We start from the raw sequence: 12,939 nt of genomic DNA, 5'->3' as shown, positions 1-12,939 counted from the left end.
TATTGAGAAGAGCAGCGATGAAAAAATTAACCTTACCAAAAGATTTTTTATGGGGCGGCGCGGTTGCCGCTCACCAGGTTGAAGGCGGCTGGAACAAAGGCGGCAAAGGGCCAAGCATTTGTGACGTATTGACCGGCGGCGCGCACGGCGTCCCGCGCGAAATCACCCAGGAAGTCGTGCCGGGTAAATACTACCCAAACCACGAGGCCATCGACTTCCACGGCCACTATAAAGAAGACATCAAGCTGTTTGCCGAGATGGGCTTCAAGTGCTTCCGCACCTCTATCGCCTGGACACGCATCTTCCCGAAAGGTGACGAAACGCAGCCAAACGAAGAGGGGCTGAAGTTCTACGACGACATGTTCGACGAGCTGCTGAAATACAACATCGAACCGGTGATCACCCTCTCCCACTTCGAGATGCCGCTGCACCTGGTGCAGGAGTACGGTAGCTGGACCAACCGTAAAGTGGTCGATTTCTTCGTGCGCTTCGCGGAAGTGGTTTTTGAGCGCTACAAAAACAAGGTCAAATACTGGATGACCTTCAACGAAATCAACAACCAGCGTAACTGGCGCGCGCCGCTGTTCGGCTACTGCTGCTCGGGCGTGGTCTATACCGAACATGAAAATCCGGAAGAGACCATGTATCAGGTCCTGCACCACCAGTTTGTGGCCAGCGCCCTGGCGGTGAAAGCCGCACGCCGCATCAACCCTGAGATGAAAGTTGGCTGCATGCAGGCCATGGTGGCGCTCTATCCATTCTCCTGCAAGCCGGAAGACGTGATGTTCGCCCAGGAATCGATGCGCGAGCGCTATGTCTTTACCGACGTCCAGCTGCGTGGTTACTACCCATCCTACGTGCTGAACGAGTGGGAGCGCCGCGGCTTCTCCATCAAAATGGAGGCAGGCGACGAGCAGATCCTGCGTGAAGGTACCTGCGACTACTTAGGTTTCAGCTACTACATGACCAACGCGGTGAAAGCGGAAGGCGGTACCGGCGATGCGATTTCCGGTTTTGAAGGCAGCGTGCCAAACCCGCACGTGAAAGCATCCGACTGGGGCTGGCAGATCGATCCGGTAGGCCTGCGCTATTCCCTGTGCGAACTGTACGAGCGTTATCAGAAACCGCTGTTTATCGTGGAAAACGGCTTCGGCGCCTACGATAAGGTGGAAGAAGACGGCAGCATCAACGACGACTATCGCATCGACTACCTGCGTGCCCACGTGGAAGAGATGATCAAAGCCGTGACGCACGATGGCGTGGATCTGATGGGCTATACGCCGTGGGGCTGTATCGACTGCGTGTCATTTACCACCGGCCAGTACAGCAAGCGCTACGGCTTTATCTACGTGAACAAGCACGACGACGGAACCGGCGACATGTCGCGCTCACGTAAGAAAAGCTTCGAGTGGTATAAGGGCGTGATTGCCAGCAACGGCGAGAAACTTTAACGGCGCTATGATTGATCCCTTCTCCCCTTAGGGGGGAGGGGTTTACTTCCCGCCCGCCAGCTCAATAAAACTGCCCGTCACGTACGACGCCTTCTCGCTCAGCAGCCAGACAATCGCCTGCGCCACCTCTTCCGGCTGGCCGCCGCGCTGCATCGGCAGCAAGGATTTCACGCGATCCACTCGACCCGGCTCTCCGCCGGATGCATGAATATCGGTATAAATCAGCCCAGGACGTACGCAGTTGACGCGAATGCCCTGCGCCGCCACCTCCAGCGACAGCCCGGTTGTCAGCGAATCCACCGCCCCCTTGGACGCGGCGTAATCCACATATTCACCCGGCGCGCCCAGGCGCGACGCGGCGGAAGAGACGTTCACTATCGCCCCGCCCTTGCCGCCATGCTTAAAGGACATGCGTTTTACCGCTTCCCGGCAGCAGAGAAAGTAGCCCGTGACGTTGGTCGCCAGGACGCGGTTAATGCGCTCTGCGGACAGATTCTCGATAGTGGATTGTTCAAACAGAATCCCCGCATTATTGACCAGCGCACGAAGCGGCTCGCCTTCACGATCGAGGCTGTCAAACATCGCCAGCACCTGGGCTTCATCGCTGATGTCCGCACGTACGGCAAAGGCTTTACCGCCCGCTTCAACGATCTGGTTGATCACGTCCGTCGCGGCTTTAATGTTGTGATGATAGTTCACCGCCACGGTGTAGCCTTCGCGAGCCAGCTGCAGCGCGGTGGCTTTCCCAATTCCGCGGCTGGCGCCGGTGACCAGTGCAATTGCCATTATCTTCTCCCAATAAAAAAGCCGGGTGGCGGCTTCGCCTTACCCGGCCTACGTTACTACATCAGCAATGTTACTGGTATTCGCTCATCGGTACGCAGGAGCAGAACAGGTTACGGTCGCCGTAGACGTCATCGAGACGCTTCACGGTCGGCCAGTATTTGTTTGCCACGCCTGCCGGGAAGACCGCCAGCTCACGGGAGTAACCGTGGTTCCACTCTGCCACCATTTCGTGCTGGGTGTGCGGGGCGTTGACCAGCGGGTTATCTTCCAGCGTCCACTCGCCGTCCTGCACGCGGTCGATCTCCATGCGGATGGCCAGCATCGCGTCGATAAAGCGGTCCAGCTCGGCTTTGCTTTCAGACTCCGTTGGCTCCACCATCAGCGTGCCCGCAACCGGGAACGACATGGTTGGCGCGTGGAAGCCGTAGTCGATCAGGCGCTTGGCGATATCCAGCTCGCTGATGCCGGTCTGCTCTTTCAGCGGACGAATATCGAGGATGCACTCGTGCGCCACGCGACCGTCACGGCCGGTATAGAGCACCGGGAAGGCGGACTTCAGGCGAGTTGCAATATAGTTAGCGTTCAGGATCGCCACCTGGCTCGCCTGCTTCAGCCCTTCCGCGCCCATCATGCGGATGTACATCCAGCTGATTGGAAGGATAGAGGCGCTGCCGAACGGTGCCGCAGAGACCGCGCCCTGACGGGTCAGCATGCCTTCAATCTGCACCACGCTATGGCCCGGCACAAACGGCGCCAGGTGCGCTTTCACGCCGATTGGGCCCATGCCCGGTCCGCCACCGCCGTGAGGGATGCAGAAGGTTTTGTGCAGGTTCAGGTGCGACACGTCCGCGCCGATAAAGCCCGGAGAGGTAATGCCCACCTGAGCGTTCATGTTCGCGCCGTCGAGGTAAACCTGACCGCCGAACTGGTGCACCACTTCGCACACTTCACGGATAGTCTCTTCGTACACGCCGTGGGTGGACGGATAGGTCACCATGATGCAGGATAGCTTGTCGCCCGCCTGCTCGGCTTTCGCGCGCAGGTCGGCCAGATCGATGTTGCCGTTCTTATCGCACGCCACCACCACCACTTCCATACCCGCCATCTGGGCAGAGGCCGGGTTGGTACCGTGGGCAGAGCTTGGGATCAGGCAGATATCGCGGTGACCTTCGTTGCGGCTTTCGTGATAGTGACGGATTGCCAGCAGGCCCGCATATTCACCCTGCGCGCCGGAGTTCGGCTGCATGCAGAGCGCGTCATAACCGGTCAGCTTCACCAGCCAGTCGGAAAGCTGGTTGATCATCATATGATAACCTTCAGCCTGCTCCGGCGGGCAGAACGGGTGCAGCTCGGAGAATTCAGGCCAGGTGATCGGGATCATCTCCGCCGCGGCGTTCAGCTTCATGGTGCAGGAGCCCAGCGGGATCATCGCCTGGTTCAGCGCCAGATCCTTGCGCTCCAGAGAGTGCATATAGCGCATCATCTCGGTCTCGCTGTGGTAGCGGTTAAAGACCGGATGCGTCAGGATCGCGTCGTTACGCAGCATGCTTTCCTGAATGGAGCGGCTGTCGAGCGCGACCTCTTTGTCGAGCGCATCAATGTCCAGACCGTGCGCGTCACCCAGCAGCACGCTGAACAGGTTCAGGATATCGTCGCGGGTGGTGCTTTCATCCAGCGTAATGCCGACGGCGTTGTGGATGTCGCTGCGCAGGTTGATCTCTGCCGCATTCGCACGCGCCAGCACGGCCGCTTTGTCCGCCACGTCCACGCACAGGGTGTCGAAGTAGTGGGCATGGCGCAGCTTAAGGCCTTTCTGCTGCAGGCCGCAGGCCAGAATATCGGCCAGACGGTGAATGCGGCTGGCAATGCGCTTCAGGCCTGCCGGGCCGTGGAACACGGCGTACAGGCTGGCGATGTTTGCCAGCAGCACCTGGGAGGTACAGATGTTGGAGTTCGCTTTCTCACGGCGGATGTGCTGCTCGCGGGTCTGCATCGCCATGCGCAGCGCGGTGTTACCGGCAGCGTCTTTTGAGACGCCGATAATACGGCCTGGCATGGAGCGTTTGAATTCATCTTTCGCGCCGAAGAACGCAGCGTGCGGGCCGCCGTAGCCCATCGGCACGCCGAAGCGTTGCGCTGAACCGAATACGATATCTGCGCCCTGTTTACCCGGCGCCGTCAGCAGCACCAGCGCCATAAAATCAGCGGCAACGCTGACAACCACTTTGCGGGATTTCAGCTCGGCAATCAGCGCGCCGTAGTCGTGAACTTCACCGGTAGTGCCTACCTGCTGCAGCAGCACGCCAAAGACGTCCTGGTGATCCAGCACTTTGTCAGCGTCGTCTACGATCACGTCAAAGCCGAAGGTCTCAGCGCGTGTACGCACCACGTCCAGCGTCTGCGGATGCACGTCCGCCGCCACGAAGAAGCGGTTGGCATTTTTCAGCTTGCTCACGCGTTTTGCCATCGCCATCGCTTCGGCGGCGGCGGTCGCTTCATCCAGCAGCGAGGCGGAGGCGATATCCATTCCGGTCAGATCCAGCGTCACCTGCTGGAAGTTCAGCAGCGCTTCCAGACGGCCCTGAGAGACTTCCGGCTGATAAGGGGTGTAAGCGGTGTACCAGCCCGGGTTTTCCAGCATGTTGCGCAGGATCACCGGCGGTAACTGCACGTTGGTGTAGCCCATGCCAATGTAAGACTTATAGCGCTTGTTCAGGCCTGCGATAGCCTTCAGCTCCGCCAGCGCGGCGAATTCCGTGGTGGCTTCCCCCACCTGAGGCGGCGTGGCAAGCTGGATGTCTTTTGGCACAATCTGGCCGATCAGTGCGTTTAATGAATCCGCGCCAACCGTCTTCAGCATCTCCTGCTGTTGCTGAGCATCCGGCCCAATGTGACGTTCGATGAAGGCGCCACGGTTTTCAAGCTGGCTTAAAGTCTGTGTCATGAGCGATGGTTCCTGAAACGTGCAGTGAATTTAAGTTCCCTCTCCCTCTGGGAGAGGGTTAGGGTGAGGGGAAGATGGGCACCCTCGCCCCTGCCCTCTCCCGAAAGGAGAGGGGGATAAACGATTACTCGTCTTCTAACAGTGCTTCGTACGCGGTCGCATCCAGCAGCGCGGCAACCTGAGATTCGTCGCTGGCTTTGATCTTGAAGATCCAGCCGCCTTCATAAGGCTCGCTGTTCACCAGTTCCGGCGAATCGCTCAGCGCGTCGTTGACGGCAACGATTTCGCCGCTAACAGGGGCATAGATGTCGGATGCCGCTTTTACGGACTCCGCTACGGCGCAGTCGTCGCCCGCGCTAACGGTCGTGCCCACGTCAGGCAGGTCAACAAACACCATGTCGCCCAGCAGCTCTTGCGCGTGCTCGGTGATCCCTACGGTGTAAGTGCCGTCCGCCTCTTTGCGCAGCCACTCGTGTTCTTTGCTGTATTTCAGTTCTGCTGGCACATTGCTCATTGAAGTTCTCCTGATAAAAATGATTAGGCGACCGGCTTACCGGCGCGAACAAAAATCGGTTTGGTCACGTTGACCGGCATTTCGCGGTTGCGGATTTGCACCACCGCCGTTTCGCCAATGCCCGCCGGCACGCGTGCCAGTGCAATACTGTAGCCCAGCGTCGGGGAGAAGGTACCGCTGGTGATCACGCCTTCGCGATGATTGCCGTCGGCATCGGTAAAACGCACCGGCAGTTCGCCGCGCAGTACGCCCTTCTCGGTCATCACCAGGCCCACCAGCTGTTCAGTGCCCTTCTCGCGCTGCATCTCCAGCGCTTCGCGGCCAATAAAGTCACGGTCAGCCGGTTCCCACGCGATGGTCCAGCCCATGTTGGCGGCCAGCGGAGAGACGCCTTCATCCATCTCCTGACCGTAAAGATTCATCCCCGCTTCCAGACGCAGCGTATCGCGCGCGCCCAGACCCGCAGGCTTCACGCCAGCTTCCACCAGCGCACGCCAGAAATCAGCGGCCTTCTCGTTCGGCATCGCAATTTCGTAGCCCGCTTCACCGGTGTAGCCGGTGGTAGCGATAAACAGATCGCCCGCCTGCACGCCGAAGAACGGCTTCATGCCTTCGGTTGCTTTGCGCTGCTCGTCGTTAAACAGAGACGCGGCTTTCGCCTGCGCGTTCGGCCCCTGTACGGCGATCAGCGACAGATCGTCACGGACGGTGATGTCGATGGCATAAGGTTCGGCGTGTTGGGTGATCCAGGAGAGGTCTTTTTCGCGGGTGGCGGAGTTGACAACGAGGCGGAAGAAATCTTCAGTGAAGTAGTAGACGATAAGGTCATCAATCACGCCGCCCGAGGCATTCAGCATGCCGGTATAGAGCGCTTTACCCGGCGTTTTCAGTTTGGCGACGTCGTTTGCCAGCAGATAACGCAAAAACTCCCGGGTGCGGCTACCGCGCAGATCGACAATCGTCATGTGGGACACGTCGAACATACCGGCATCGGTGCGCACCGCGTGGTGCTCATCAATCTGCGAGCCGTAGTGCAGCGGCATCATCCAGCCGTGGAAGTCCACCATGCGGGCGCCGCATAACACGTGTTGTTCGTACAAAGGAGTCTGTTGAGCCATCTTGTCCTCGTTGAAAAATTCACCGTGAAACCCGGTATCGGCCCCGTTACCTGGCGCCGACGCAAACGTTCTCTTTTACCCGAACTTACCACCGAAACCGGCGGTTAACCATAAGGTAAAACGGGTCATCACATTAGCTTATGACCAAAAAACGCTAAAAAGCCTACAGAGTTATTCACTGGAAAAATGCGATTAACCCCGCACAAAATTAACAATGATCTAACAGGATTTAGCACATGCTGATATTTCGTGCGGAAAATCGGGCCGAATTTCCGTAACATAAAATCCCGTATATTAGATTTTCTAATGCGAAAAATGACGTGAAATTAGAATATTTCAAACGAGGAAATCTCCCCGGCGCAGAGGCCGGGAAAATAAAGTGTGACAGGGGTCTAAATTAGCGTAACCAGTCGGGAAGATCGTTAAGACCCATCGCCTGACGGAGGAGTTGGGGCTTAACACCCGGAAGGGTGTCAGCAAGCTTGAGGCCAATGTCGCGCAGCAGTTTTTTTGCCGGATTCGCCCCGGCAAACAGCTCGCGGAAGCCCTGCATGCCCGCCAGCATCATCGCCGCACTGTGCTTGCGGCTGCGCTCGTAGCGACGCAGGTACAGATGCTGGCCGATATCTTTGCCTTCGCGGTGCAGGCGACGCAGTTCCTCAACCAGCTCCGCCGCGTCCATAAAGCCAAGGTTGACGCCCTGCCCGGCCAGCGGATGAATGGTATGCGCCGCATCACCGACCAGCGCCAGACGGTGCGCGGCAAACTGACGCGCGTAGCGGCCGGTTAACGGGAACACCTGCCGCTCGCTTTCAAGCGTGCACAGGCCAAGGCGGTTATCAAAGGCCACGCACAGCGCCTGGTTAAAGGCGTCCGGCGCTGCCTCATGCATCTGCCGGGCTTTCTCCGGCACCAGGGACCAGACAATCGAGCACAGGTGCGGATCGGCAAGCGGCAGGAACGCCAGAATGCCGTCGTTGTGGAAAATCTGCCGCGCCACGCCGCCGTGCGGCTCCTCTGTGCGGATCGTCGCGACCAGAGCGTGATGACGATAGTCCCAGAAGGTCAGCGGGATATCGGCTTTATTACGCAGCCAGGAGTTGGCACCGTCAGCGCCGACCACCAGCCGCGCGGTCAGCATATCGCCGCTTTGCAGGGTGATAAACGCCTCGTTTTCGCCCCATGCCACCTGCTGGATCTGCGCAGGCGCAATCAGCGTCACGTCGCTGCACTGCTGTGCTTTCTGCCACAGCGCGTGGTGGATCACCGCGTTTTCGATGATATGACCCAGATGGCTGTAGCCCATGCTTTCATCATCAAAAGCAATATGACCAAAGCTGTCTTTATCCCACACTTCCATGCCGTGATAGCAGCTGGCGCGCTGCGCCACAATATCTGCCCAGACGCCAAGGTGCGTCAGCAATTTCTCGCTGGCGGCATTGATCGCCGAGACGCGGAGTTCCGGCGGGGCATCCGGGGCAACGGGCTGGGGCTGCTTTTGCTCCAGCACCGCCACGCGAAGGCCGCTGCCCTGTAAACCACAGGCCAGCGCCAGTCCGACCATACCGCCGCCAACGATGGCAACATCAACATTTTGCACGGTGATAACTCCTTAACGTGCGACCCAACCAAGAGTCCGCTGCGCCAGCACGTCACGTGCCGGAATGAATAGTTCCATCGCCATCAGCCCGAGGTTGCGGCCCGCAACCAGCGGTGCCCAGCGGTTGGCAAAAAGATGGACCAGGCCATCGGTCACACCGATAGTGGCCTCTTTATCCGCCTGACGGCGCTTCTGGTAATGGCTGAGTACCGAATAAGCACCACAGTCTTTTTGCTCGCTCCACGCCTGCGCCAGTGATTCGGCCAGGCTCATGACGTCGCGTAAGCCAAGGTTAAAGCCTTGCCCCGCGATGGGATGCAGCGTCTGAGCAGCGTTACCGACAAGCGCCAGACGATGGGAGATGGACTGAGACGCCGTGGTCAGCGATAGCGGATAGACTGTCCGCTTGCCGGCATGGGTAATACGCCCCAGCCGCCAGCCAAAGGCTTTCTGCAGCTCGGTACAAAAACGTTCGTCGGACCAGGCCTTCACCTCTTCAGCTTTATCCGGCGGATGACACCAGACCAGGGAACAGCGCCCGTCCGACATCGGCAGCATCGCCAGCGGGCCATGCTGCGTAAAGCGTTCAAACGCCCTGCCGTGGTGTTCAGCTGCGGTAGAGACGTTCGCAATGACCGCCTCCTGACCGTAAGGCTGCTGGCGCCACTCCACGCCGCACTGGGCGCCGAGCGACGAGCGCGAGCCGTCCGCGGCGACCAGAAGCTGGCCTTCAAGCACGGTGCCGTTTTCCAGCGTCACGCTGACCGACGCCTCACTGCGGCTCACGCTGGCCACGCGCGCTGGACAATGCAGCGTGACGCCCGGCGCATCCTGGAGCAGACGAAACAGACGTAACCCGACATCGTGCAGCTCAACAACCTGACCCAGCGCGTCAATGCGGTAATCCTGCGCGTCCAGCGTGACAAAGCCAGCATGGCCGCGATCGCTCACGTGGACGGTTTTGATTGCCGTGGCGCAGTCGGCGATGGCCTGCCAGATGCCAATGCGGGACAGCTGCTGGCAGGTGCCCTGCGCCAGGGCAATCGCGCGGGAATCAAAACCGGGATGATTCTTTGCCTGCGGCGCGACGGCTTCCACCAGGTGCACCGCAAGCTGCCCCTTCGTCAAATGCGAAATGGCCAGTGCCAGCGTGGCACCGGTCATGCCGCCGCCAACGATAATCACGCTCATGCGCGTGCCGCTGCCATCAGCGCCTCGATATCGTCAGCGTTTTTCACGACGCTCGCGGTCAGGTTTTCGTTACCGGTTTCGGTGATCACGATGTCGTCTTCAATACGAATGCCAATCCCGCGGTACTCTTCAGGCACGTCGGCATCCGGCGCGATATACAGGCCCGGTTCCACGGTTAACACCATGCCCGGCTCCAGCACGCGCGAACGGTCGGTGCCGTACGCGCCAACGTCATGCACGTCCAGCCCCAGCCAGTGGCTCAGGCCGTGCATGAAATACGGTCGATGCGCATTTTCAGCGATCAGGGTGTCGACCTCCCCTTTCAGGATCCCGAGCCTGACCAGACCGGTAATCATGATGCGCACCACTTCGCCGGTCACTTCCTGGATGGACGTACCCGGACGATACAGCCTGAGCGCCGTCTCAAGGGATTCGAGAACAATGTCGTAAATCGCGCGCTGTGCCGGCGAGAATTTACCGTTCACCGGGAAGGTACGGGTGATGTCCCCCGCGTAGCCCTGATATTCGCAACCGGCGTCAATCAGCACCAGATCGCCGTCGCGCAGCGCGCTTTCGTTTTCGGTGTAGTGCAGAATGCAGCCGTTTTCCCCGCCGCCAACGATGGTGTTGTAAGAGGGATAACGCGCGCCGTGGCGATTAAATTCGTGATGTATTTCGCCTTCCAGCTGGTATTCGAACATCCCGGGACGGCACTTTTCCATAGCGCGGGTGTGCGCCAGGGCGCTGATTTCGCCCGCACGACGCATCAAATTTAGCTCTTCTTCAGACTTGAACAGGCGCATCTCATGCACCACCGGACGCCAGTCCGTCAGCGTGGCGGGTGCGGACAGGTTCTGCCGCGAGCCTTTGCGCAGCTTATCCAGCGCGGTGAAAACAATCTCATCGGCGTAGGCATATTCGCCCTGCGCGTGATAGAGCACGTCGAGGCCGTTAAGCAGCTGATAGAGCTGCTGATTGATTTCGCTAAACGCCAGCGCGCGGTCAACGCCCAGCTTTTCCGGTGCGGCCTCCTGGCCTAAGCGGCGGCCAAACCAGATTTCGGCCGTCAGATCGCGCACGCGGTTGAAAATCACGCTGTGGTTGTGGGTGTCATTGCTCTTAATCAGCACCAGCACCGCTTCCGGCTCGTTAAAGCCGGTGAAGTACCAGAAATCGCTGCTCTGGCGATAGGGATATTCGCTGTCGGCGCTGCGCGTGACTTCGGGCGCAGCAAAAATCAGCGCGGCGCTGCCTGGCTGCATTGTTGCCAGCAGCGCCTGACGGCGGCGCGAATACTCTTGACTCGAGATAACCATGACACCCTCCTGTGCGTTATTTTTCTTAATGTAAGGTTGGCTTGCGGACTTCCGGCGCGGTCGGCTGAGAGCGCGTGAAGTTGTCGTGGCACAGCAATGCCGCCACGCGCACGTACTCGATAATCTCTTCAAGAGACATTTCCAGCTCTTCCTGGTCTTCGTCTTCATCGTAGCCGAGCTGGGCGATGTTACGCAGATCGTCGATCGCCTCACCCGCTTCGCCGGTCACTTTATCCAGTTTAGGCTGCGTCACGCCCAGGCCCAGCAGATAGTGGTTTACCCAGCCGGCCAGCGCATCGGCGCGATCGAACACGCTGACGTCGTCGCCTTCAGGCAGATAAAGCTGAAAAAGGAAGCCATCGTCTTCCAGGGAATCGCTGGTTGCGGCGTGCATTTTACGCAGCGCTTCCGCCAGCTCGTGACCAAACGCCAGCCCTTCATTCGTGAGGTCGTGGATCAGCGGCTGCCATGAGCTGTCGCTGTTTCCGCCGCACAGCATGCCACTGATCAGTCCGTGCATTTCGGCAGGGGTTAAACCGACTCCCTGCTGGTTCAGTAACTGGTTTAAATCCTTGTAACCAGGCATTTCGTTCTGTATAGACATGCGCATTCGTCGTCATTGGGGGGAAGTTTCATGATATGCTACCACTTTGGACCCTGGTGATACCAGAAAAGGGCTTGTATCTTCACATCAGGGTAGCTATAGTGTCGCCCCTTCGCAGCCCCCGGGGCATCAGGCGAAGGCAGCGCAGTCAATCAGCAGGAAGGTGGCATGTCTGCACAACCCGTCGATCTCCAGATTTTTGGCCGTTCACTGCGAGTGAATTGTCCGCCTGAACAAAGGGATGCTTTGAATCAGGCAGCGGACGATTTGAATCAGCGGTTGCAAGATCTAAAAGAACGCACTAGAGTCACAAATACTGAGCAGCTGGTTTTCATCGCCGCGTTGAACATCAGCTATGAACTGACTCAGGAAAAAGCGAAGACCCGCGACTACGCGGCAAGCATGGAGCAGCGCATTAAAATGCTTCAGCAGACCATAGAACAGGCACTGCTTGATCAAGGTCGCAATCCCGAAAGACCGGGACCAAAGTTTGAATAACACTTCTCAGTTGACTATGGTAGAGTAACTGTGAAGACAAAATTTCTCTGAGATGTTCGCAAGCGGGCCAGTCCCCTGAGCCGATATTTCATACCACAAGAATGTGGCGCTCCATGGTTGGTGAGCATGCTCGGTCCGTCCGAGAAGCCTTAAAACTATGACGACACATTCACCTTGAACCAAGGATTCAAGGGTTACAGCCTGCGGCGGCATCTCGGAGATTCCCTCTCTTTTCTTCTACCGACTACCATGACCCAATTCCCTGAAGTTTCTGCTTCACGCCAGGACATCCGTCAGTTAATTCGTCAGCGCCGCCGTGCGTTAACCGCCGATCGGCAAGCGCATTTTGCCCAGCAGGCCGCCGCCCGTATGATGGCGTATCCCCCTGTCGTGATGGCGCATACCGTTGCGCTGTTTCTGTCATTTGATGGAGAGCTGGATACCCAACCGCTGATAGAACAGCTCTGGCGCGCCGGGAAGAAAGTGTATCTGCCGGTGCTGCACCCGTTCAGCGAGGGGAATCTGCTGTTTCTGCACTATCACCCGCACAGCGAGCTGGTGGTGAATCGCCTGAAAATCACCGAACCGAAACTCGACGTGCGCGACGTGCTCCCGCTGTCACAGCTGGATGTGCTGATTACGCCGCTGGTGGCGTTTGATGAACAGGGCCAGCGTTTAGGGATGGGCGGCGGTTTTTATGACCGGACGCTGCAAAACTGGCAGCAGTACGGGTTGCAGCCGGTGGGTTATGCGCATGATTGTCAGGGCGTGGAGGCGTTGCCGGTGGAGAAATGGGATGTGCCGTTGCCGGCGGTGGTGACGCCATCAAAGTTATGGGAATGGTGAATCAAACGTGCGGCCTGATGCCCTCACCCCATCCCTCTCCCACAGGGAGAGGGTGAAAACATAAAAAAAAA

At 58.5% G+C, this 12,939-nt stretch carries 11 protein-coding genes and 1 other RNA gene; 4 read left to right on the top strand and 8 right to left on the bottom strand.

Features of this window, described 5'->3' with window-relative positions; translation table 11 throughout:
• Positions 1 to 17: 17 nt before the first annotated feature.
• The gene (gene bglA / locus LA04_RS01205; RefSeq protein ID WP_047650197.1) at positions 18 to 1,451 is read left to right on the top strand and encodes a 6-phospho-beta-glucosidase BglA; all 1,434 of its coding nucleotides are present in this window, start codon (positions 18 to 20) and stop codon (positions 1,449 to 1,451) included.
• A gap of 42 nt (positions 1,452 to 1,493) precedes the next feature.
• On the opposite strand, the gene LA04_RS01200 is transcribed toward bglA, so the two are convergent.
• The 8 genes from LA04_RS01200 to LA04_RS01165 form a co-directional block, all read right to left on the bottom strand.
• Positions 1,494 to 2,237, bottom strand: coding sequence for an SDR family oxidoreductase (locus tag LA04_RS01200; protein WP_047650195.1), 744 nt, complete (start codon positions 2,235 to 2,237; stop codon positions 1,494 to 1,496).
• Between the two features lie 70 nt (positions 2,238 to 2,307).
• Positions 2,308 to 5,181, bottom strand: coding sequence for an aminomethyl-transferring glycine dehydrogenase (gcvP, locus tag LA04_RS01195; protein ID WP_047650193.1), 2,874 nt, complete (start codon positions 5,179 to 5,181; stop codon positions 2,308 to 2,310).
• A gap of 124 nt (positions 5,182 to 5,305) precedes the next feature.
• Complete coding sequence (gene gcvH, locus LA04_RS01190; RefSeq protein ID WP_008499718.1) at positions 5,306 to 5,695, bottom strand: glycine cleavage system protein GcvH; 390 nt, start codon at positions 5,693 to 5,695, stop codon at positions 5,306 to 5,308.
• Between the two features lie 23 nt (positions 5,696 to 5,718).
• Positions 5,719 to 6,813, bottom strand: coding sequence for a glycine cleavage system aminomethyltransferase GcvT (gene gcvT, locus LA04_RS01185; protein ID WP_023333312.1), 1,095 nt, complete (start codon positions 6,811 to 6,813; stop codon positions 5,719 to 5,721).
• 397 nt (positions 6,814 to 7,210) lie between these two features.
• Positions 7,211 to 8,413, bottom strand: coding sequence for an FAD-dependent 2-octaprenylphenol hydroxylase (gene ubiI / locus LA04_RS01180; RefSeq protein ID WP_047650191.1), 1,203 nt, complete (start codon positions 8,411 to 8,413; stop codon positions 7,211 to 7,213).
• A 12-nt stretch (positions 8,414 to 8,425) separates the two neighbouring features.
• Positions 8,426 to 9,604, bottom strand: a complete 1,179-nt coding sequence (gene ubiH / locus LA04_RS01175; protein WP_047650189.1) for a 2-octaprenyl-6-methoxyphenyl hydroxylase — start codon at positions 9,602 to 9,604, stop codon at positions 8,426 to 8,428.
• Positions 9,601 to 10,914 carry a Xaa-Pro aminopeptidase gene (gene pepP / locus LA04_RS01170; RefSeq protein WP_126329757.1) on the bottom strand — a complete coding sequence of 438 codons (1,314 nt, stop codon included), beginning with the start codon at positions 10,912 to 10,914 and terminating at the stop codon, positions 9,601 to 9,603. Before pepP ends, ubiH begins: the two co-directional genes overlap by 4 nt.
• A 31-nt stretch (positions 10,915 to 10,945) precedes the next feature.
• Entirely contained in the window at positions 10,946 to 11,524 is a 579-nt protein-coding gene (locus LA04_RS01165; protein WP_029739212.1) for a YecA/YgfB family protein, read from the bottom strand.
• Between the two features lie 168 nt (positions 11,525 to 11,692).
• Here LA04_RS01165 and zapA point away from each other — a divergent pair, with 168 nt between their 5' ends.
• The 3 genes from zapA (at position 11,693) to LA04_RS01155 (ending at position 12,868) form a co-directional block, all read left to right on the top strand.
• The gene (gene zapA, locus LA04_RS01160) at positions 11,693 to 12,022 is read left to right on the top strand and encodes a cell division protein ZapA (RefSeq protein WP_006811891.1); all 330 of its coding nucleotides are present in this window, start codon (positions 11,693 to 11,695) and stop codon (positions 12,020 to 12,022) included.
• A gap of 41 nt (positions 12,023 to 12,063) precedes the next feature.
• Positions 12,064 to 12,247, top strand: a non-coding RNA gene (ssrS, locus tag LA04_RS23220) — 6S RNA.
• A gap of 24 nt (positions 12,248 to 12,271) precedes the next feature.
• On the top strand, positions 12,272 to 12,868 hold the full coding sequence (locus tag LA04_RS01155; RefSeq protein WP_047650183.1) for a 5-formyltetrahydrofolate cyclo-ligase: 597 nt from the start codon (positions 12,272 to 12,274) through the stop codon (positions 12,866 to 12,868).
• The last annotated feature ends 71 nt before the right edge of the window (positions 12,869 to 12,939 follow it).

This window comes from Enterobacter sp. UCD-UG_FMILLET (assembly GCF_000762975.1).
Classification (GTDB): Bacteria; Pseudomonadota; Gammaproteobacteria; order Enterobacterales; family Enterobacteriaceae; genus Enterobacter; species Enterobacter dykesii.
Note: the sequence above shows the minus strand (reverse complement) of the source record. Positions and strands in the feature narration are given on the sequence as shown.

Coding starts and splice junctions, on each gene's coding strand:
- bglA (WP_047650197.1), top strand. CDS start 18: ATGAAAAAATTAACCTTACCAAAAGATTTTTTATGGGGCGGCGCGGTT.
- LA04_RS01200 (WP_047650195.1), bottom strand. CDS start 2,237: ATGGCAATTGCACTGGTCACCGGCGCCAGCCGCGGAATTGGGAAAGCC.
- gcvP (WP_047650193.1), bottom strand. CDS start 5,181: ATGACACAGACTTTAAGCCAGCTTGAAAACCGTGGCGCCTTCATCGAA.
- gcvH (WP_008499718.1), bottom strand. CDS start 5,695: ATGAGCAATGTGCCAGCAGAACTGAAATACAGCAAAGAACACGAGTGG.
- gcvT (WP_023333312.1), bottom strand. CDS start 6,813: ATGGCTCAACAGACTCCTTTGTACGAACAACACGTGTTATGCGGCGCC.
- ubiH (WP_047650189.1), bottom strand. CDS start 9,604: ATGAGCGTGATTATCGTTGGCGGCGGCATGACCGGTGCCACGCTGGCA.
- LA04_RS01165 (WP_029739212.1), bottom strand. CDS start 11,524: ATGTCTATACAGAACGAAATGCCTGGTTACAAGGATTTAAACCAGTTA.
- zapA (WP_006811891.1), top strand. CDS start 11,693: ATGTCTGCACAACCCGTCGATCTCCAGATTTTTGGCCGTTCACTGCGA.
- LA04_RS01155 (WP_047650183.1), top strand. CDS start 12,272: ATGACCCAATTCCCTGAAGTTTCTGCTTCACGCCAGGACATCCGTCAG.